This is a genomic window from Rhodospirillaceae bacterium (genome assembly GCA_002728255.1).
Lineage (GTDB): Bacteria > Pseudomonadota > Alphaproteobacteria > UBA7887 > UBA7887.
Window position 1 is genome coordinate 75,531 of sequence record PBWV01000001.1, and the last position, 20,332, is coordinate 95,862.

A 20,332-nucleotide genomic window follows, 5' to 3' on the forward strand; every position below is an offset into this window, starting at 1 on the left:
GTATGCAGAGGTCTTGTCCCTATGCNGGAACTTAGGTTTTNCAATGCGTCCGGTGACGCCCATAGATTATGAGTCGAATACATTTAGGCGACTTTATTTGAGGTGGCCCTAAGCGTNGCCAACAAGTGAGAGAGAATTATTTATTGAAGGCAGTACTTTCTTACATTGGTATAGCAAGCGTAGGTTTGTTTATATCTATTTCTGTTAAAGGCGAGGAGTTAAGTGCAGAGGTGCGGGCTCCTTTGCCTGAAATGGTTGTTACTGCCTCGAGACTTTCAGCTAGCATGGCCTCCCTCTCAAACAACGCTTTGTTAATAAATAGGGCANCTATTGAAGCTCTNGGTGATGCCAACGCCGTGACTTTGCTGAGAAAGTTTTCGGATATTCACATTGACAATCCGGGGGGCCTCGGCGGGGTAAGTTCACTATATTTACGCGGTGCCGAGCCAAATTATACACAGGTGTTTGTCGACGGCATCGCAGTCAACGATCCTACCAATAGTCGGGGAGGCTCCTTTGACATAGGCACGATTGATATCTCAAATGTTCAACGGATAGAGGTCTTAAAAGGTCCGCAGTCGGCAAAATATGGCTCAGATTCTTTGGCGGGTGCCGTCAATTTTATTACTAAAGGAGGTTCTTCTGATGCTCTAGTTGTATTAAAGGAAGGGCTTTCAACTAGCGGTGGTCATACTCATAGTTTTTCGGCTCGCGGACCCATTGTTGGTGGCAAGGGCTTTGCAGTTCTTGGGGCAACTCGTATAGATCAGGGTAGGTTAGTAAAAGGAAGTTCTTATAAGAATACAGTGATAAAGGGCAATGTTGGCCTTAATTTATCACGCTCGGACGTTCTGGACATTGCATTAAGGTCGGCACAGTCAGCAGGGAGCGCCCTTCCCGATGATAGCGGTGGCGAACTCTTTTCTAAAAGCCAATCTGTGGATCACCGCAGGGCTACAGAGATGTCGGTAGGTGTCGAATATAACAGCGCTTTACTAGATACGTGGAGTATTAGTTCTCACTCTTCAGCTTTCAAACGTCGGGAAATTTTTTACTCTCCTGGTGTTGCTCCGGGTCTTCGGAGCGCCGCGGGAATTCCCATCAATAGCAGTGAAACCACTTTTGAAAAAGTGGTGGTTGGNGGTTCCTCCGAAGTTGAAATCGGTCAAAAGGTCTCGGCGGTTTTGGGGGCTGATTTCAGCCACGAGGCGGGGGTTAGTAATGGGAGGCTTATTATCGCTGGGGCACCAAGTGACAATAGGTTTGTGCTTGGTCGACAGAATACAGGCGTGTTTGCGGAGGTCCTATGGCGGGTTCGAGCAGGATGGGTCATAAGTGGCAGTGCTCGCCANGATTCACCCGAAGATTTTGGAAATGTTGTCAATCGTAACCTGGGACTAGTGCACACTAGGNTGCCGACGAGCACAACAATAAAGCTTAATTGGGGTGAAGGATATAAGCTGCCAAGCTTGTATGCGTTGGGTAACGAATTAGTAGGTGATCCGGAGCTCCTGCCAGAGTCCAACAATGCCCTTGAAGTGTCGGTTGGCCAGAAGCTGTATGATGGGAGTGCTAATATCCAATTATCTCTTTTTAAGAATCGTTATAGCAATACGATAGATTTCAATAGTTCCATTAACAAACTTGTTAATCGTTCCGTAGTTTCTAACTGGGGAGGCGGAGTCGACTTTTCATGGCAATCTAGGTCCCCTCTTCTTCTCAAAGGCTATGTAAACTTAGCAAAAAATAATATTCGGGGAACCAATGAGAGGTTGAAAAACAGGCCCGAATGGAGGGCTGGAGCGNATGTGTCGTGGAATGCTGGGAACAACTTGTATCTTAATGGCTCTTTTCGACATGTGGGGAGGGCATTGGGATCTTCGATCCCCACGGGGGACCGCATCTTGAAGGCCTATCAGGTTGCAGACATCTCCACCAACTGGTCTCTAAGGTCTGGTTGGAAACTCTCGCTTTCTGTCGACAATGTATTTAACCGCGAATTTGAGGAGGCAGCAGGCTTTTTAAGTCCGGGCATACTAGCACGATTCTATTTATCTTATCGTTTGTAGGGGCGTCTGCATTTTTGCCTTGGCATGGCCATGCTACCGCNCCTCGGGTGAGATCTATCCCATCCGATTAGGATCAGGCTGGGTGGCGCTGGCCACCCAAGAGGTCAGGCCGCAGCTACCGATTTAATGGGTATCGTGGCCTGTACTTCACGCCCAAGAAGCTCTATTAGGACCACCACTCTTTCATTGTCCGTGAGCTTCTTGAAGAGGACATTGGACAGGGCTAGCGGCCCGTCAACAACTTCTAGTTGTTGACCAGGTGTAAACCTAGGTTCGGCCAATGGTATAAGCCCGTAATCATCTTCACGACTTTGAAGTTGCTCAACTATTGAGTCTGGGACGGGTACTGGTTTATCTCCGCCAGACACAAGATGGGTAACCCCAAGTGTGTTGTTTATAGATCGCCACAATTCTGTTTCTATATCAAGGCTGACAAATAAATACCTCTGAAATAGTGGGCGTAGAACTTTCTTTAAGTATCGAGCATGGCTTACAACCTTGCTGTACCTTGGAAGGTACACCTCGTATCCCTGTCGACGGAGGTGCAGGGCCGCAAGATTTTCCCCATTAGCCTGAGTATAAACAACGTACCAGTGCTTCATCCGTAAGCCTTCCCCTGGCCCATATTTGGCCGTTCCCTATTTATTCNGAGGAGATCTGGGGCGAGGATTCTATCACTCGGGAGAACTAGCAGTAATTTTTCAAAAGTAGCTTGGGGGGTTTGCATATCAGTTATAATGACCACATCGAAGTTGGGGAGGTCTGTTAGCTTTGTGACGATGGGAACTCCCGCTATCGAAGGTTGGTTCGACGNCTCATCTAAAACCCCAATGATCTCAGCGTCATTGTTCAGTGAAGATAAAATGGCTACCTCCCCTAGATCACTGTTGCCTACGAGCGCAATGCGACTAAGTCCTTTCTTATAACAGTGTCCTAAAATTTCGTCACACTGTCCGCGGGCTGACCGGAACATTTCGAAAGAATTCGATAAGTATGAGGCAGTGAGCCTGGCCTTCTCGGAGAAGCCCTTAGGCGTGAGATAATAGAAGTATCGTTGTGTCGGTGCCTCAGTCACCTTCACCCATCCCTTTTTTATGCAACGTTTTAGGTATGCATTAGTGAGGCCCAGGGCAATTTCGACATCTTTTGCCAGAGTTCGCTGGGTGGTAGCTCCATTATGCTCAATAGCATGGATGATTTTTAAAGTTGTGTCTTCTTCAGAAAAACGCGGATCTCTCTTAGCCCCGGTTGTAGGCATTTTTGCTTCGCCCCTCACATCGTTCACAGCGTGAACGTACATTAGATAATATGCTCCCGTCAACCAGGCGGGCGTCTTTCATCCATGGTCCTTCGCTATTAAGATATGATTTGAGAACAAAACTTCACAATATCCTAAAATTCTGAATTAATAGGACTTGTAATCCCACTTGTGGCTGGATTTACCATGAAGATTTTACAAGTTTGCGCAGTAGATTTTACGTTATACCATTTTCTGTTGCCCCTCATTGGTGAGCTCCGTCGGCGAGGTCATCATGTAACGGCAGCTTGTTCTGATGGACCTTTCGCGGAGCATGTTCGGGATAGTGGCCTTAAGGTTGAGGCCGTTCCATTTTCGCGGAATATTTCTTCCCTGTCGGGTCACGTAAGAGCATATCGGGCCTTGGTTTTACTATTGAGACAAGAAAGGTTCGATATTATTCACGTTCATACTCCTATTGCGGCGGCAATTGGACGGTTGGCTGCTTGGAGGGAAAAGGTGCCGACGGTAGTCTATACGGCTCACGGCTTTTATTTTCATGACAGAATGTGGTTTCCAAAGCGTCTAATTTTTATAGCGATAGAGTGGTTGTTGGGACGTTTTACAGACGTGTTGTTCACCCAGTCTCAGGAAGATGCGGCGACAGCGTGCCAATTCAATTTGTGTAAAACTGGAAGAGTACGGGCCATTGGCAATGGAGTAGACCCAAAGGTATTTTATCCAAATTCTAATATGGAGAACCGGAAGCAGAGACGGATTGCTCTCGGCACAAAACCNGAGGCCTGCGTCATAATGATGGTAGGAAGGTTGGTAGCGGAGAAAGGCTACCGAGAATTGTTTTGCGCTATGGAACATTTGGATGCGGAGCTTTGGGTTGTAGGAGAGCGTTTGCCAAGCGATCATGCTCGAAGTATCGAGGCTGAAATTGAGCGAGTTGTGGATAATGACCCAATCAAAGATCGGATAAAATTTTTGGGGCAGCGAAGTGATGTGCCGGAGTTATTGCGTGCCTCAGACATTTTCGTGCTTCCCTCCCATCGGGAAGGAATGCCACGCTCAATTATAGAGGCAATGATGACAGGTCTTCCGGTAGTGGCCACCGACGTACGGGGTTCTCGTGAAGAAGTTTCTCATGGATCTACAGGATTTTTAGTAGCCGTCGGAGCCGTTGAAGCCCTCAGAAAAGCTTTAGACACTTTGATAAAGGATGAGACGTTGCGGCGTTCCCTGGGACAAGCGGGCCTGCGGAAAGCAAGTGTGTTATTTGACGAAAGCGGTGTAATAGCCACTCAGATCAAAGAACTTTCTTTGTGATTTTTTGGTGGCTTGGGGTCCTACCACTTATTTCGAAGTTCCCTGAGGCGAAGAAAAACTTCCTTAGGGCTAGGGTTTTCGGCTAGTGAAGGAAAGGACTCTCGNAAAGTATTAATAACGGACTGGCTCTGCAGGCGGAAAAAGGTATTTACTTCTTTTTCTAGGCCCAGAGTGGTGATTAGCGCGTCATGAGGGTTTTGTTGTTTAGTTTCGGAGAGCAACTGTTTCGCTCTAGTGTTTAGGGGCTCACGATCTATGGTGAATTCAAGATTATTCAATAAGTAGTCATGCCCTGGGTATAGCCTTGTTGTATCAGGGAGGTTATCTAGCTGCTTAACGAAGGTTTGGTAGAGCTCCTCCGGGTGACCGCCATTGTGACAATTGCCTGCTCCCGCATTAAAGAGTGTGTCGCCGCTGAATAGTGCAGGTATATCGGTGTGGGATAAAACACAGACATGGCTCATGGTGTGGCCGGGGGTATCAAGACATTCTAGTTCGACGGTCTTACCTACTTTGATTATATCGCCTGCTTGTAGCCCAACATTCATATTTGGTATCTTGGATTTTGCGTTGGCATGAGCGAGGATCTGGGCGCCAGTGGATTTAACCATCTCGGCATTGCCGCCTATATGATCACCATGCTCGTGGGTATTGAGGATCTTAACTATGTTCCAACCTAGCTTATCCGCTGCTGCCAAACATTTTTTATGGTCTAACGGGTCGATGGCCAATGCGTCCCCGGTCTCGCTACACGCGATTAGGTAGTTGAAATTTCGGTAGTCATTCTCTGTGTAGATTTGTTCAACTTCCATGTGTCTTCTCCGTACTACCCGGTTGTTAGGCAAATGTTTTTGAAAAACAGCTATCACCAAGCAGAGCTTAGCAGTTCAGGTGACGTGTCACTAGCATTGCAGAAATTTAGTGAGTTGTGGTGGCGGGGTAAAGTCAACTACCGGCATTCAGCGCACCGGCTCTTTTTAGGGCTACATCCAGAAGTACTTGAGCCCCAGCTACGAGGTGCTCATCTTTTGCGTTTTCTGCTTCATTATGGCTAAGGCCTTCATCACAAGGGATAAAAATCATACCTGTTGGACAAATATCCGCCATATACTTTGCGTCGTGGCCTGCCCCACTAGTTATCCTTCGGTAGGTGTATTGCCGGAAGGCGGCCATGGCCTCAACGGTATCCACTGTTTCAGCATCAAATATAGTGGGTGGCGAATACCAAATTTCATNNATGCTTCCCTGCACGCCCCGCTCCTTCCGTATTTTTTGGAAGACAGCCTGAAGTTCCTTTTTCATTGCAGACAATACACCCGCGTCAGGGTGCCGCATGTCAATGCCCAACTTAACTTGGCCCGGGATGACATTGCGGGAGTTTGGGTGGGTGTCCACTTCTCCCACAGTAGTTCGCCCATCGGGNGCGTGTTGAAGGGCAATATTCTCTATTTGTAGGATTAAGTCAGATGCGGCTATAAGTGCATCATTCCTGGCTGGCATGGGGGTTGGACCGGCGTGAGCCTCCCTCCCCTGAATGATAATGTCNAACCACCGAATGCCCTGGATCCCAAGTACCACGCCGATGGTCGTATTTTCTCGTTCAAGAATGGGGCCCTGTTCAATATGAGCTTCCAGGTAGGTGTGGATGGCCCTGTTTCCACAGAGATGCTCGCCGGCATAGTTTATTGCATCAAGGGCTTCGCCAATAGAAATGCCGTTGATGTCTTGTGTTGAAAGAGCTTTTTCTAAATTTAGAGATCCGGAGAATACACCCGATCCCATCATCGCCGGCGGGAAGCGGGAACCTTCTTCGTTTGTCCAGGAGACAGCTTCTACAGGCCTATCTGTCTCAATCCCGCTATCATTGAGACATCTTATGACTTCAAGTGCTGCTAAGACGCCATAGGCTCCATCAAACTTGCCCCCGGTTGGCTGGCTGTCGAGATGGCTGCCCAGAACAACGGGTGCGAAATGATTGTTTTTGCCAGGCCGGCGAGCAAAAATATTGCCAATTTGGTCTATTGAAATTTCGCAATTTTCGGTCTTTGCCCACGAGGCAAATAGGTCGCGCGCAGTTTTATCCTCAACAGTTGCTGCTAGGCGGCATACGCCTCCTTTTTGNGTTCCACCNATTTTTGCCATTTCGGAAAGGCTATTTAANAGGCGTTTGGGATCAATNTGCGGCATGNGCAAACTATAGTGGTGGGCGTTTGNTAGTAAAACTAATNGCCTTTTCGAAGGCGCGGCTGCAATTCAGCACCCCGGCGTCATCGTACATGGACCCTATGATTTGTAATCCGATAGGCAGGCCCAGTGTAGTAAATCCAGATGGTATTGAAGCTGCTGGTTGCCCTGTAAGATTAAATGGCCCTGTCAGAGGGGTCCATCCAATCGTATCGTTATCGTATTCCGGCGGGTTTGGTCGCCCTGCGTCGAAAGCGGCGATTGGGAGAGNAGGGCAAATTAAAAAGTCAAAAGTTTGAAAGAAGTTTTTCATGTATCTGCCATTTGAGACCCTATCTGTCTCGGCTGCCTTGAGGGAGAGCATGCTGAGCTTTTCACCATATTCGACCATGTCGGTCAAAGTCGGCTCAAGCAGCCCTCTTTCTTCCACGCTCAAGTTGCTAGCCATATGTGCCGCGCCGGATGCGAAGAAAAGAACAACTATTTCTCGTGGATCGACAGGCCACTTTACTTCCACATGCTCTACTTCTGCACCCAAAGAAGAGAAGCATTCAGAGGCCTCTTGCAGAGAATTAGCTACTTCTGGATCGACCTTAGTGTCTAGGCCAAGATCCATGCTAACCGCTATTTTTTTGCCCCTAATATCGGGGTTAAGAGACCCTCGGTATTTACAACTTATGGGAGGAAGGCTTTGCCAATCCCTTGGGTCAGGTTGTGAAATAACGTCTAACATGAGCGCTGCGTCTGTGACGGTCCTTGACATTGGACCCGCGTGGGAGAGAGTTCCAAAAGGACTGGCTGGATAAACAGGCACACGGCCGAACGAAGGTTTTAGTCCATATATGCCTGCAAATCCAGCGGGTATTCGAATAGATCCGCCAGCATCAGTCCCTATGGCCAATTGGCCCATNCCTGATGCCACGGCAGCGCTTGCGCCGCCACTGGAGCCCCCTGGTGTTTTTTTCAGGTTCCAAGGGTTTCTAGTTATCCCCTGCAACAAACTATCCGTAACCCCTTTATGACCAAACTCAGGGGTGGTTGTTTTCCCAACTAGGATAGCGCCGTTCTCCTTGAGCCGCTCGACACAAGGTGCATCCTCATTCCATTCCTGGTCTTTACTGGTAGCCCTAGAGCCTTTTAGTGTTGGCCAGCCCTTGGTGATCACCATATCCTTTATGGTTGTTGGGATACCATCCAATAATCCAAGAGGATTCCCAGACTGCCATCTTGCCTGGGATTCCAAAGCTTNTTGCCGGGCATTGTCGCGGTCAACCAGGGTGAAAGCATTAAGTTTTGAATTGTGAAGTTCTATTTGGTCTAAGCACGCCTCTAATGCNTCAACGGGGGATACAAAGCCCTTACGATAATTCTCCAGCAAGTCCGTGGCTGACATAAAGGCTAGGTCATTAGACATTTTGGGGCTTTCCTAACTGCGGGGTTGATGTGATTAACGTTGCCTTCTTGCTACCTGAGACCAAATACGTAAAATTCTTGCGCGCTGTTCTATTATATTACTTAGCATCTTTATCAGGCTCTTTGTAGAGCAGTCTTTTACGCTACCACAGTCGGTGTGAGTAATTTTTTGAGAAAAGGTTAGTAAAATGGCAAAATTCAAGGTGTTGTATCCCGATGTGTTATCGGCGGATGATAACGCGGTGGAGCGGAAAATTTCGGGGGATTCAGCTGAGTTCTTCATCTTTAATGAGAAGAGCCCTAGCAATATTGGAGACGATGTTTGGGGCTCGGCTGAGGCAATGGTGACAGGGCTATCTATGCCGATCGGCGCGGCAGTTATTGCAAAATTGGAAGAGTGCAAGATCATTGCCCGCCTCGGCGTGGGATATGACCTCATCGATATCGAGGCGGCAGGNGCCAAGGGAATTCCAGTCTGTAATGTGCCAGACTATGGAACCAACGAAGTAGCGGACCATGCCCTTGCCTTGCTTCTTTCGTTAACGCGCGGAATTTCTCAATATACAGAGACATATCGGAACGCTGGCTCAGACGGATGGGATTACAAAATTACTCCGGTAATGACGAGAATGGTCGGCAAGTGTTTTGGGGTTGTGGGACTAGGTCGTATCGGCACGGCTGCAGCCATGCGGGCCAAGGGGTTTGGCATGAAGGTAATAGCTTACGATCCGTATATCCCTCATGGTCAGGAGCTGGCATTGCAGGTNGACAGAGTTCACTCCTTAGAAGAGTTGTTAAGCTCTGCTGACTTTGTAAGTATCCATTCCCCCTTATCGGATGAAACCCATCACCTTATTAACAAGGCCGCTGTATCCAAAATGAAGGAGGGGGCCGTGCTTGTGAACACGGCTCGTGGTGGGATCTGCGATTTGGACGCGATCTATGATGGCTTAAAGTCGGGTCGGATTGGGGCGGCCGGGCTAGACGTATTTGAGCATGAGCCCCCAGCCAATACCCATCCGCTAATTACCGCGTGGCGAGCTCGGGAGGNTTGGCTCGAGGGCCGCTTTGTGGCAACCCCTCATTCAGCGTTCTTTAGTCCGACGTCGTCAAGAGAGCTTAGAGAAAAAGCCATTACGACATGCATAGATCGCCTTGAGAATGGGCGTCTCCGTAATTGCGTTAACCTAGAGTTCTTGAAAACGGGTTAGAAGCAAAGCCCGACGCATTGCCAGACCTGGTTTCTAATGCATCGTAGGTGTCCNGTCTGTTCCTTTTTATGCACTGCTACTTGGCCGGGCTTTGATGTTCTCGTACCATCTTTTTAGATGAGTTTGACTCTCGGTAATGCCCATTTTGGACCAGCCCGCAAAATCTACCATTACGTATGCCGTTATATCGGCGATGGAGAAAATATCCGACGCAATAAATTTCCGGGATTCCATATGGTCGTTAAGGAGATTGAAGAAACGCTCTACACGAGTGCGGCTTCTGGTAACCAGTTCCGGTATTTGTTCATAGCTATCATTTCCCGCTAGTGCGCGGCCAGCAAATCGCTTGTTGTAGTTCCGAAAAGCCTCCCCAGCTGGCATGTAACCCTGCAGTTCTACTTGGCGTTGCCACATTTCTACTACTGCTTTTTCCTTCGGGTCCCTACCCATCAGAGGCGGATTAGGCTGTACTTCCTCAAAATATCTGCAGATTGCCACGGATTCCGATATTAGGGTTCCGTCTTCCAGAACCAAGGCGGGCACGGTGCAGGATGGATTAATCGACCGATATTCGTCTCCTACGTTTTCACGGTTATCGCCTAGATCGATTTGTATGATCTCAACTCCCTCGATCCCTTTTTCGGCCATAAAAATCCGCGCACGCCTTGGATTCGGCGCCATTCCAAAATCAAAAAATTTCATCAGTTATACTGCCTTTCATATTGTGGAAAACCCTCAGTCANCTGGTGGAACGNAACGACTCCTATGAGGCGCCAGTTTAGCTGATTTTTTGCCTAACGATTTCGGATCCTTTGGCTAACGCTTCGAGTTTGGCAAAAGCAACTTCGCGGGGGACATATTTGAAACCACAGTCGGGTGCAGGGACGATATTTTCTGGGCGGATATGTGGCAGAGCCCGTTCTATCCGTTTGGCAACCGTTTCTGGGGTCTCCACTGTCATATCATCGAGATTAATTACACCTAAAATAATNGTCTTGTGTGCGATGGGCTCAAGTGCAGAGAGATCAAGGGTTGGTTGAGCTGTTTCAAGGGAGATCTGGTCGATGCTGCACTCGCTCAATTCTTCAAGGAACTGATACTCATCAGGACGATCCTTGATCATAGCGGCATAGCCCATACATAGATGTAGTGCTGTGGTTCCGGTAACGCCCTCAAGAGAGCGGTTGATTACCTCAATTGCATATTCTTTCGCTGGCCCTGGTCTAGCTTGAACCCAAGGCTCATCAATTTGAACAATATCGGCTCCAGCCGTAAAAAGGTCTTTGATTTCTTCGTTAACTGCTATGGCATAATCCATGGCGAGTGCTTTGGGGTCTTTGTAATATTGGTCTTCGGCCTGTTCTGACATTGTGAAAGGCCCGGGGAGGGTAGCCTTGATTATTCGATCAGTGTGAGATCGCAGAAATTTGATATCTTCCACGCCGACTGGGTGTTTTCTTCGGATTGGTTGCACAATTAGAGGCACAGGGTTTGGGGTTCCTTTTCGTGAAATGGCGGTGCCCGTCTGTTCTGGATCGGNCCCCTCTAGTGCGGTTGCAAAGTGGTTTGAGTAACTTTCGCGCCGCATCTCTCCGTCGGTAATGATATCGATGCCAGCGCGTTCCTGATCTCGTATTGCCAAAATTGTCGCATCGTCTTGGGCCTGAGAAAGCCACTGCTCCTCAACTCTCCAAAGATCGGGCCGTTGGGCACGAGGTGGCGACCCGGCAGTCAACGTTTCGCGGTCGATCAACCAGTCGGGCTGGGCATAACTACCTGTAACGGAGGTCGGAAAGAGAGGTGTAGTATTTGTCATCATCTTGGCTTTCAATTTCTGAGTGCGGGAAACGTGTCTAACTTGTGGCCTCGCTGGGTACGTAATTCAGTTTCTCAAGTCTTTATAATATTGGCACAGCATATGGCTCTACAACTGGAAAATAATTTTGTGGTAGGTCGGATTTTAGCAGGATAGACAATTTATACTAATTTGTTGGGATGTGGGTAGGCGTGGATAATTTTAGCTTACGATGGCATACTATAGGGGGAATGGTTAAAACGATTGTTCTATGGGTGCTTTTTGATGTGCTTGCGTATGCAGGTATTCAGATTACTAGGATTGGGCGAGGTATGACAAAGATACTGTTAATTCAGGGGGCCAATATGGCTTGGCTTGGGCGTCGGCAACCCGAGATCTATGGGACCGTCACTGCTAACCAGTTAGATCAAGATCTGCAGGCTCATGCTGCTAAGAACTCCTACGACCTTGAGATTTTCTATACCCACCTGGAGGGTGAGGCGATTGGCCGGGTTTATCAGGGTGTAGATGAGTCTATTGATGGGTTGGTGATGAACCCCGCGGGCTTTACGTATAGGGGAGAGGCNTTGCGCGATTGTATTTTGGCATGTGGGGGGTTGCCCTACATAGAGGTGCATATATCGAACTTAGGTAAACGTGATATTAAGTCAGCTTTAGTGAGTGCGGCGGATGGCATGATAATGGGGTTTGGACTCCATGGCTACGTTTTGGCGCTAGATGGTATGTTGGATTTGTTAAAAAATAATAAGGCATGAGCAAACTAGTCCCCCAACCGGGTATAATGGATATTGCTCCCTACGTTCCAGGTCTTTCCAAGGCACCAGGCAGTGGGCCAATAGCAAAGTTGTCTTCCAACGAAACCCCACTTGGTACAAGTGATTTAGCAATAGAGGCGTACCGGGCGTCTGCCCCTGATTTGCATCGTTATCCAGATGGGTCGGCAGAAAAAATGCGGTTGGCNATNGGGCANAGGTTTAATCTTGATCCTAACCNGATCGTTTGCGGAAACGGATCGGATGATCTCATCTACCTACTTGCTGGGGCGTTTTCGGGCGGGGGGTCTGAGGTGCTTTTCNCCCGGTATTCTTTTGCCATGTACGAAATTGCAGCTCAATCCGTGGGGGCCACCCCTATTGCTGCTGCGGACGAGGAGCTTGGTAGCAANGTAGATAACTTGTTAGAGGGCGTTACCGCCCAAACAAAGGTTTGCTTTTTGGCTAACCCTAACAATCCGACGGGCACTTATCTGCCAGCCGCAGAACTTGCGAGGTTAAGGAGGGAGCTGCCGGAAAATGTTCTGTTGGTAATCGATGCAGCCTATTCCGAGTACATGCAGCAGCCGGACTACTCAGATGGCATCGATCTTGTAGATAGTTATAGCAATACTGTAGTTACGCACACTTTTTCTAAAATTTATGGACTTGCTGCGCTACGACTTGGCTGGTTGTATGGCCCTCCCCAGGTGGTAGATATTCTGAACCGAGTCCGTTGCCCTTTCAATGTTAGTGAAGCTGCCCAGGCAGCAGGTGTTGCTGCCCTCCAAGACACGGCATTTGTTGAGGCAGCTATTAAGCATAACGAAATGTGGAGACCATGGTTGGAGGGGAAGCTTGGGGGTATAGGTCTGACCATCCATCCAAGTGCTGCTAATTTCATTCTTATCAGTTTTGGTGAGGGTGCTGTGGGTAAAGCAAAACAGGCTTACAATTACTTGATGGAGAACGGTGTAATAGGTCGACGCCTTGATGGTTATGGGCTTTCCGAACATTTGCGGTTTTCTATTGGGTTGGAAGCCGAGAACAAGAAGCTGTTAACATTGCTTAGGAATTTCCAAAATAACTAGTGGGAGTAGTAAGACGGGGCAATGTGTCTTGCCTATTTGGGGCTTCTCGGATATCTGTTGATGGAGTTTAAGAGAAATATAAGGGGCGGAAAGATGAGTTTGGATATTGAACAATACACTCAGGAGCACCAGGCGACCTGGGAGACTTTTATAAAGCTATCGATATATGGAACAGTTGGAGTTATAGCGATACTAGTTCTGATGGCTATTTTTCTATTGTAAAAGCTAGACACTTTGCCCCTGGCGTAAGCTCAAATTCAGTTGGGCAGTTCTCGTTTCGGAGATGGGCGCCAAACTAATAAAGTGGGCCCGGGCTTGGGTTGTTGTTTTCATAGTGCCAGTGGTATTTGGACTAGGCGCTGTCAAGATTATAGGGATGTAGTTAACCCTATGCAGGTTTAGTGTCCTGGCTACTTTGGTTCTGCCGGCAACAGATTCGTCGTAAAGAGGGGCGGGGACTGAGGTTAGTAAGTATTGGAGAGTCAGGTGATTTCGGCCGAGCACTGCAGATGAATAAGAGGCCTCTTTTTGTCTACTAACTCTATCGTTTGATTAAAGGGAGCGATGACTAAAGTGGATTCTGTATTTGCCCAATTCCGACTAGATAATAAAATTGCTTTTATAACAGGCGCTGGGGACGGTTTGGGGCGGATTGCGGCGCTTGCTTTGGGTGAGGCAGGTGCGCATGTGTGTGTATCTGACATAAACCTCGAGTGGGCCGAAAAAGTAGCCGAAGAAATAATGAAAGCAGGGGGTGCTGCCGANGCCAGGAAAATGGATGTTGCTAATAATCCTGAGATTGAATCAGGAATAGCGGGCATAATTGGTCAGCATGGAAGGATCGATATTCTTGTTAACAACGTGGGNCTGGCAAAGCGTGCGCCAACGGAGAAGTTATCCCTCGAAGATTGGAATGAGATTGTCCAAGTAAATCAGACCCAAGTTTTTGTGTGCTCTCGTGAAGCTGGGAAACANATGCTGCGTGNAGGGGAAGGCTCTATTATCAACGTCTCTTCAATTATGGGTTTGGTTGGTGGCGGTTTTTACCCGAATCTGCCCTATCACGCGACCAAAGGGGCCGTGGTAAATATGACCAGGGCCTTGGCGGCGGAATGGGCAGGACGTGGCATTCGGGTTAACGCAATTGCCCCGACCTTTGTGAAGACAAATCTTACCATTCCGGTGAGAGCGGACCCCATAGCTACTCAGTGGATTATCGATAAGACCCCGATGGGGCGTTTTGCTGAGCCAGAAGAGTTGGCAGGAGCATTCCTTTTTCTAGCAAGTCCGGCGGCCAGTATGGTGACAGGACAAACATTGGCAGTTGATGGTGGATGGACTGCCGTCTAAAGCCGCTATAGGCGCATCGGATCCATTAGGTTTTGTAGTTGGAGTTATCTCTTTCGAGAAGCCTTTTTAGAGCAGCAAAATGTCGGTTGAAATTTGCTGCTGCACCGCTTTCCTCAGCCTCTATCTGCAAAGCGGTTGTTCGCACTACTTCTTCTGGCAATTTTCGCAAAGGTCTACCCGTTGACATAGCGATAACTTGGGCTTCGCACGCGCGGTTNAGAAAATAGAGCTTATCCCATGCCTGTGCTATGCTATTTGCCAGGACGGTAATTCCGTGGTTAGCCATAAATAAAATGTCCTTGTCTCCGAGTACCTTGGCTATGCGTTCTCCCTCAGTGGCGTNGAAAGCGCCCCCGGGATAATCATCGTCGTAGGCCACCTTCCCAAAAAATCGACAGGAGTTCTGATCCGCATATTCTAGNCGCCCAGACTCAATCATACACAAGGCCAAAGGGTAAGGTGGGTGGCAATGCATGACACAGTTTGTGTCAGGTCTTGCTGTGTAGATGGAATTATGAATATGAAAGGCGGTGGGTTCCACAAAGCCCTCTCCCTCTAGCCGTTCACCTTCATTGTTGACCCTCAGCAGGTTGCTTGCGGTAACCTCTTCCCAATGCAGGCCATAAGGGATTAAAAGAAATTGGTTTGGAGCCCCGGGCACCTTCACTGTTAGGTGATTATCAATGCCCTCATTGAATGAAAATTGTGCGGCCAGTCGATAAGCGGCCGCTAGATCTTCTCGCTGANTTTGAATATCTTCCTTTGTTCCCATTGATAGTTCCCATTATCATGTACACGCGCCGTTTGGTTTACACTGGTAGTGTGTTGCCAATCGAGATGAATTAGGCGCGAGGTTGTCGTCTCATAATGCTTGGTAATATTATAGATGAGGGGGGGGAATATGAAAGAGTTGCTTGAAGGTAGGGTGGCGGTGGTTACTGGGTCAGGCAGCGGAATTGGTGCTGCCGTGACGCAATCATTTCTTAAGTCCGGGGCTTCAGTGGTGGCAACGGGCCGCCGTATGAAGAAGTTGGAACGATTAGGTCAGCATGAACAGTTAGAATTAGTAGCTGGAGATGTAACCGAGCCCGATTTTGCAGGACACCTCTTGGATACCGCAATATCAAGGTTTGGGAAATGCGATATAGTTGTTAATAATGCGGGCGTCATGTGGGCGGGGGCAAGTCACGAAATTGATATCGAACACGTTATTTCTATGGTACGTGTCAATATTGAGGCGGCATTTAGGGTTGCCCATTTATTCGTGAGACATTTTTACAAACAGAATTCGGGGCACATCATAAATACTTCGAGTGTTTTGGGTACTAAAGTGCGTCCCAACGCGGGTGCCTATAGCGCAACAAAATATGCGGTTGAAGCTTTATCTGAGACGATGCGGATGGAGCTATCCGAGACAAATGTAAAAGTTACGTGCGTGGAGCCAGGGCTAGTAATGACCGATTTACATGACCATTTTGATGTGCACCCGAAGGATGCGTCAGGGCTAGATGAACCGTTAGTGCCAGATGATATAGCTAGAATAGTCCTCCAGGTTGCGACGCAGCCTGCGCATGTTTTGATCCCCAAGGTTATGGTGTTACCAAAACACGGGGCCATTTAAGATTTGTTTGGCTAATTGTTNGGGTGCTCACTATCAGAGNCAAGAGTTACTTCCGCTGTCTTAAAGTAGATTAGACTGGAAGTTAGCACCAGGCATCCGACTATTGTGAAAAGTACTGCATAAGCGGTGGTGGGATAGGCGCCATCTGTAGTGTTATATTGGTTCATCACCCCCCCGCTCAGGACCTGCATACATCCCACTCCGCCGAACCCAAATAAATTAGCCAGAGTGAGGCCGCGGCCCATCATGTGTTGTGGCATAAGCGTTCTCACGTGACTAATTATTAGGACTCCGTAGCCACTTAAGACTCCCTGTAAGCATACGATGCCCATGAGCAAGGTGGGAGTGCTTGGGGGCAGAAAAGCTATAGCTAAAAACATGAACCCCGAAGCTATCGATCCGAACAGAACCATGCTTTTCAGCGTCCAAAACTTGGGAGCGAGCCAGGCATAGAGGAAGCCGCCAGCAATAAGGCCGGCTGCCATGCCCATAAGCAAACGTGATGCCTCGATAGTCGTGGTTCCGTGTATGTCACGAAAATATGGGGTGCCCCACAAGCCTAACAATACCATCGTGGCCCCGTAAGCCACGGTATTTAATGGCAAAAGAAGAATCAGTTGAGGATTTTTTGCGATGTGCCCGATCCCACGTGCTGTCTGCTTTAGTGTTTCAGATGCAGCTGGTGTACATTTGGTACCTGGAGGATAATCTCTTACCAGGAGCCAAATTAGGTAGGCAATCAGCGTCGTAACGGCGGCCATAACGAGAATAGCCCCCCGCCAACCCAGCCACTCTTCTGCCCAAGCTAGTGGCAGGGNGGCTACTAGGGCTCCACTCCCCCCAATGCCGCTGGCTATTGCGACCATGAAAGGAAATCGCTGGACTGGCAGCCAACGCGAAAAGATTACGAGCGTTCCCATAAGACAAGTGGCGCAGCCAAGCCCGATTATGCTCCTCCCTGCAATAAGTTGGGCGGGGGTTTGGGCGGAAGCAAATATGATCGCTCCTAGGGCGACGAGTGAGAAAAGCAAGGCGTTAACTCTTCGGGGGCCATATCGGTCCAAAAGAACGCCACATGGGACCTGCGCCATTGCAAACACAAGGAAATAGGCGCCCCCTAGCGTCCCCAGCAAGTTAGCGGATAAGGCAAACTCTTCCATTAGGGTTGGAGCTAGGACGCCTATTGATGCCCGGTAAAACTGGCTAATAAGGAAAGCAAAACAAAGTATAGCTACCATTGCGGTAAGCCTGATGGATACTATGCGAGCCATATTTANGGGTGCCATAAAGGTGAACAAAGAGGTTGGTGGGGTAGCAATCTCATTATAGACTAGTCAACTTAAAACGACGGGCTCAATCATTATGGTGTTGTATTTCTAGCCCACCCCTGAAAGAATGCGCCCCGATATAAATCCCTACTTCTAGTTTTAATAAGTGTGGGAGCGCGAGGATTTTGCGTGCGAAGCTGGTGTGTGATGGTAACGTGAGCTTGAGGAGAGATGTTGATGCAACATTTGTTGACAGTAAGCCGCGCGCTAGATGGCTTTTTATCAAGTATTGGGCGCATTGCGGCGTGGCTTTTGTTGCCCATGATGTTGGTAATAATAGTTGATGTAATCACTCGAAAGTTCGGCTTGTTGACCAGTGTTAAGGACTTTTTCTTGGCTAGTGGCATGCAGGGGTCCCACGATGTAGTAGACAAATATATCACATCAACAAAGATGCAGGAATTGGAGTGGCATCTTCATGCTGCCCTATTTTTGTTGTGNATGGGATTTGGTTATGTAAAGAACTCACACGTGCGCATCGAAATAGTACGTGAGAGATTTGACGCTGAGACAAAGTCCTGGTTGGAAGTGATTGGAATCGTGATTTTTATCATTCCATATACATATTTATTGTTTCGTTTTGGGTTCAATTTTGCTGAACGGTCATTTCAGATGAATGAGGTGTCGGCAGCTTTGACTGGCCTAAGCCATCGTTGGATTATTAAGGCATTTCTCCCTCTGGGAATGGTCTTATTATTTTTGGGTGCGCTGGCAGTTCTTTTGCGAAATCTGGTTTTTCTTTTCGGAACATCTGAGGAGAGTGCTGTGGCAAAGGAGATGTGCCCTGAATTATCATCTGAAGGGGCGAAGCCNCCTGGCGTTGAAAGCACCTAATAAATTAAATCGGAGTAGCATTCATGGATCTCGTTTATTTGCTTCCAGCCTTGATGTTTTTAGCGTTGGCTTTGCTTTTGTTCAGCGGTTTTCCTGTTGCTTGGGTGCTGGGCGGTGTTGGGATAGGTTTTGGTTTTATCGGAATGCACTATGGTGTGTTTGAGTTTATTTACTTCTTCAATGTTATTTCCCGTATCTGGGGGAGTGCGGCCGAAAACCTTATTTTGGTAGCTGTCCCCATGTTTATTTTTATGGGTACTATGCTCGAGAAGTCGGGAGTTGCAACTGACCTTCTTCACTGTCTTCAAGTATTGCTCAAACGTACCCCAGGCGGTTTAGCTTTATCTGTTACGATAATGGGGACGATAATGGNCGCTACTACGGGGATTATCGGCGCATCGGTTGTAATGATGAGTCTTTTAGCGCTGCCTGTAATGTTGGAGCGTGGTTATCAGGTGCAACTGGCTTCTGGAACCATTGCTGCATCGGCAACCCTTGGAATTCTTATCCCGCCCAGTATAATGCTCGTGATTATGGCGGATCTACTGTCTATCTCGGTGGGCACGCTTTTCTTGGCAGCAATCTTTCCGGGGTTACTATTGGCCCTTCTTTACCTTGTTTATATATATATACGGACTCGCTTGAACCCTAGCCTTGCTCCACCATTGCCTGACTCATTAGGCCCTGATACCAGAGCCGAACTGTATGTCATGGTGATCAGGAGTTTTGTCCCACCAATTAGTTTGATTGTCTTTGTTCTCGGGTCGATTTTTGCTGGATGGGCAACTCCAACTGAGGCGGCAGGCGTTGGTGCTTTGGGGGCAGTTTTGTTGGCACTAATGAATCGACGTCTTAATTATCAAGTCCTCAAAGATGTCTTGATTCGTTCGGCTCTGACCATCGGAATGATCTTTGGAATTTTTATTGGGGCTACTTGTTTTTCATATGTTTATCGGGTTCTGGGTGGGGATGACGTGGTCCACAATTTCATCATGCACATTGGCCTTGGCGACTGGGGCTTGTTATTTCTGATGATGGGAATGGTCTTTCTGCTTGGCTTTTTCTTTGATTGGATAGAAATCACGTTAATCGTNNTNCCTCTTTTTGCCCCCCTTATGAAGCTAATGGATTTTGGNNCNCATATCCCGTTTGGGGCAGTAGATATTGTTCCTTGGATAGCCATACTNTTGGCTGTTAATTTGCAGACCTCGTTTTTGACGCCNCCGTTCGGGTTTGCNNTGTTNTATATGAAGGGGGTGGCNCCNCCACATGTNAAGATGCAACAGATNTATGGTGGGATAATTCCGTTTGTTACGTTGCAGTTGATAGGNTTAGGCTTTGTAATNGGNTTTCCCCANCTAGCNCTGTGGCTCCCNCATGCACTTTTGGACTGAGTTTGAGGTCANTGTAGNGGNTTGATTCTGTANCATAGAGCACATGCCTAAGGAGNGGAANGTGAGAGAGAAAGCGGGGGGAGAAAGTTTCTTAGTCCCCATAGAGGTCTGTTCTAGGCCGTGTGTCCTTGCTCTTTTATGCCGCTCGAATCCTTGGTTACGTTGTCTCCTGGTTGCAATCAGCGTTTTGTTTCTCTCCTTGTCGGCTGCTGCGGATGAGTTGGATGCAGGGGAGGCGCACTCTTTAGCCGTAAACCAGGGCCTAATTATTGTAGATATCCGCCGGGCCAGCGAGTGGCGTAAAACAGGAATGCCAGCGAATAGCCATGGTATAAGTTTGCAAAACTTTTTGAAAAAGATTCGGAAGGATTTCACAAAGGATATTATAAACCTTGTGGATGGGGATTTGCGGAGACCGATAGCACTCATTTGTGCTACGGGCGGGCGCTCTGGCTACGCTTCTGGAATGTTGAGAGAGGCAGGCTTTTCTCAGGTATATAATATTGGAGAAGGAATGCTGGGGAATGGCACCCTGCCGGGCTGGGTGGCGAGAGATTTACCTATGCGTGATTGTGACAACTGTTGACGATGGGTGGCCAGGCGTTGTAGGCATCGACCTACGCTGAGATTTCTATGGGGGCTTGGCCTCGGCCGGAGATTCAGCTAAGTTTTGTAGAACTAACTAAACAGGATTTAA

At 48.1% G+C, this 20,332-nt stretch carries 20 protein-coding genes; 11 read left to right on the plus strand and 9 right to left on the minus strand.

What is annotated here, in order from left to right; translation table 11 throughout:
* Nucleotides 1–125: 125 nt before the first annotated feature.
* Nucleotides 126–2,069 (plus strand): hypothetical protein, encoded by a 1,944-nt coding sequence (locus tag CMM32_00335; GenBank protein MBT05355.1) that lies wholly within the window; start codon nucleotides 126–128, stop codon nucleotides 2,067–2,069.
* Nucleotides 2,070–2,173: 104 nt separating this feature from the next.
* Here the strand turns inward: CMM32_00335 and CMM32_00340 are convergent, their stop codons facing one another.
* Nucleotides 2,174–2,671 carry a transcriptional activator RfaH gene (locus tag CMM32_00340; GenBank protein MBT05356.1) on the minus strand — a complete coding sequence of 166 codons (498 nt, stop codon included), beginning with the start codon at nucleotides 2,669–2,671 and terminating at the stop codon, nucleotides 2,174–2,176.
* Nucleotides 2,668–3,369 (minus strand): MarR family transcriptional regulator, encoded by a 702-nt coding sequence (locus CMM32_00345; protein ID MBT05357.1) that lies wholly within the window; start codon nucleotides 3,367–3,369, stop codon nucleotides 2,668–2,670. The genes CMM32_00340 and CMM32_00345 overlap by 4 nt, the downstream gene beginning before the upstream one ends.
* 144 nt (nucleotides 3,370–3,513) lie before the next feature.
* Here CMM32_00345 and CMM32_00350 point away from each other — a divergent pair, with 144 nt between their 5' ends.
* Entirely contained in the window at nucleotides 3,514–4,641 is a 1,128-nt protein-coding gene (locus CMM32_00350) for a glycosyltransferase family 1 protein (GenBank protein ID MBT05358.1), read from the plus strand.
* A gap of 20 nt (nucleotides 4,642–4,661) precedes the next feature.
* Here the strand turns inward: CMM32_00350 and CMM32_00355 are convergent, their stop codons facing one another.
* From CMM32_00355 to CMM32_00365, 3 genes are all read right to left on the minus strand, one after another.
* Nucleotides 4,662–5,453, minus strand: coding sequence for a hydroxyacylglutathione hydrolase (locus tag CMM32_00355; protein ID MBT05359.1), 792 nt, complete (start codon nucleotides 5,451–5,453; stop codon nucleotides 4,662–4,664).
* A gap of 133 nt (nucleotides 5,454–5,586) precedes the next feature.
* Nucleotides 5,587–6,828: a Zn-dependent hydrolase gene (locus CMM32_00360; GenBank protein MBT05360.1), complete on the minus strand. Its 1,242-nt coding sequence runs from the start codon at nucleotides 6,826–6,828 to the stop codon at nucleotides 5,587–5,589.
* Between the two features lie 7 nt (nucleotides 6,829–6,835).
* Nucleotides 6,836–8,239 (minus strand): amidase, encoded by a 1,404-nt coding sequence (locus CMM32_00365; protein MBT05361.1) that lies wholly within the window; start codon nucleotides 8,237–8,239, stop codon nucleotides 6,836–6,838.
* 187 nt (nucleotides 8,240–8,426) lie between these two features.
* On the opposite strand from CMM32_00365, the gene CMM32_00370 reads away from it, so the two are divergent.
* Entirely contained in the window at nucleotides 8,427–9,449 is a 1,023-nt protein-coding gene (locus CMM32_00370; GenBank protein ID MBT05362.1) for a dehydrogenase, read from the plus strand.
* A 66-nt stretch (nucleotides 9,450–9,515) separates the two neighbouring features.
* On the opposite strand, the gene CMM32_00375 is transcribed toward CMM32_00370, so the two are convergent.
* Together CMM32_00375 and CMM32_00380 are read right to left on the minus strand one after the other, a co-directional pair.
* Nucleotides 9,516–10,151: a glutathione S-transferase gene (locus CMM32_00375; protein MBT05363.1), complete on the minus strand. Its 636-nt coding sequence runs from the start codon at nucleotides 10,149–10,151 to the stop codon at nucleotides 9,516–9,518.
* A 76-nt stretch (nucleotides 10,152–10,227) separates the two neighbouring features.
* Nucleotides 10,228–11,265, minus strand: a complete 1,038-nt coding sequence (locus CMM32_00380; protein ID MBT05364.1) for a 5-methyltetrahydropteroyltriglutamate--homocysteine methyltransferase — start codon at nucleotides 11,263–11,265, stop codon at nucleotides 10,228–10,230.
* 311 nt (nucleotides 11,266–11,576) lie between these two features.
* Between CMM32_00380 and CMM32_00385 the strand changes: the two genes are divergently transcribed.
* The 4 genes from CMM32_00385 (at nucleotide 11,577) to CMM32_00400 (ending at nucleotide 14,458) form a co-directional block, all read left to right on the plus strand.
* Nucleotides 11,577–12,020: a 3-dehydroquinate dehydratase gene (locus tag CMM32_00385; GenBank protein ID MBT05365.1), complete on the plus strand. Its 444-nt coding sequence runs from the start codon at nucleotides 11,577–11,579 to the stop codon at nucleotides 12,018–12,020.
* The gene (locus tag CMM32_00390; GenBank protein MBT05366.1) at nucleotides 12,017–13,108 is read left to right on the plus strand and encodes a histidinol-phosphate transaminase; all 1,092 of its coding nucleotides are present in this window, start codon (nucleotides 12,017–12,019) and stop codon (nucleotides 13,106–13,108) included. The genes CMM32_00385 and CMM32_00390 overlap by 4 nt, the downstream gene beginning before the upstream one ends.
* A gap of 21 nt (nucleotides 13,109–13,129) precedes the next feature.
* A complete protein-coding gene (locus CMM32_00395; protein ID MBT05367.1) occupies nucleotides 13,130–13,330 on the plus strand; it encodes a hypothetical protein in 201 nt (66 codons plus the stop codon).
* Between the two features lie 342 nt (nucleotides 13,331–13,672).
* Nucleotides 13,673–14,458 carry a hypothetical protein gene (locus tag CMM32_00400; protein ID MBT05368.1) on the plus strand — a complete coding sequence of 262 codons (786 nt, stop codon included), beginning with the start codon at nucleotides 13,673–13,675 and terminating at the stop codon, nucleotides 14,456–14,458.
* A 25-nt stretch (nucleotides 14,459–14,483) separates the two neighbouring features.
* On the opposite strand, the gene CMM32_00405 is transcribed toward CMM32_00400, so the two are convergent.
* Nucleotides 14,484–15,230 carry a hypothetical protein gene (locus tag CMM32_00405; protein MBT05369.1) on the minus strand — a complete coding sequence of 249 codons (747 nt, stop codon included), beginning with the start codon at nucleotides 15,228–15,230 and terminating at the stop codon, nucleotides 14,484–14,486.
* A 129-nt stretch (nucleotides 15,231–15,359) separates the two neighbouring features.
* On the opposite strand from CMM32_00405, the gene CMM32_00410 reads away from it, so the two are divergent.
* On the plus strand, nucleotides 15,360–16,079 hold the full coding sequence (locus tag CMM32_00410; protein ID MBT05370.1) for an oxidoreductase: 720 nt from the start codon (nucleotides 15,360–15,362) through the stop codon (nucleotides 16,077–16,079).
* Between the two features lie 11 nt (nucleotides 16,080–16,090).
* Here the strand turns inward: CMM32_00410 and CMM32_00415 are convergent, their stop codons facing one another.
* Nucleotides 16,091–17,365 carry a hypothetical protein gene (locus CMM32_00415; GenBank protein MBT05371.1) on the minus strand — a complete coding sequence of 425 codons (1,275 nt, stop codon included), beginning with the start codon at nucleotides 17,363–17,365 and terminating at the stop codon, nucleotides 16,091–16,093.
* A 213-nt stretch (nucleotides 17,366–17,578) separates the two neighbouring features.
* On the opposite strand from CMM32_00415, the gene CMM32_00420 reads away from it, so the two are divergent.
* The 3 genes from CMM32_00420 (at nucleotide 17,579) to CMM32_00430 (ending at nucleotide 20,221) form a co-directional block, all read left to right on the plus strand.
* Nucleotides 17,579–18,241 carry a C4-dicarboxylate ABC transporter permease gene (locus tag CMM32_00420; GenBank protein ID MBT05372.1) on the plus strand — a complete coding sequence of 221 codons (663 nt, stop codon included), beginning with the start codon at nucleotides 17,579–17,581 and terminating at the stop codon, nucleotides 18,239–18,241.
* 23 nt (nucleotides 18,242–18,264) lie between these two features.
* The gene (locus CMM32_00425) at nucleotides 18,265–19,635 is read left to right on the plus strand and encodes a C4-dicarboxylate ABC transporter (GenBank protein ID MBT05373.1); all 1,371 of its coding nucleotides are present in this window, start codon (nucleotides 18,265–18,267) and stop codon (nucleotides 19,633–19,635) included.
* Nucleotides 19,636–19,678: 43 nt separating this feature from the next.
* On the plus strand, nucleotides 19,679–20,221 hold the full coding sequence (locus tag CMM32_00430) for a sulfurtransferase (protein MBT05374.1): 543 nt from the start codon (nucleotides 19,679–19,681) through the stop codon (nucleotides 20,219–20,221).
* The last annotated feature ends 111 nt before the right edge of the window (nucleotides 20,222–20,332 follow it).

Excerpts from the sequence above, each read along its gene's own strand:
- CMM32_00375 (MBT05363.1), bottom strand. The coding sequence starts at position 10,151 with ATGAAATTTTTTGATTTTGGAATGGCGCCGAATCCAAGGCGTGCGCGG.
- CMM32_00395 (MBT05367.1), top strand. The coding sequence starts at position 13,130 with ATGTGTCTTGCCTATTTGGGGCTTCTCGGATATCTGTTGATGGAGTTT.
- CMM32_00340 (MBT05356.1), bottom strand. The coding sequence starts at position 2,671 with ATGAAGCACTGGTACGTTGTTTATACTCAGGCTAATGGGGAAAATCTT.
- CMM32_00410 (MBT05370.1), top strand. The coding sequence starts at position 15,360 with ATGAAAGAGTTGCTTGAAGGTAGGGTGGCGGTGGTTACTGGGTCAGGC.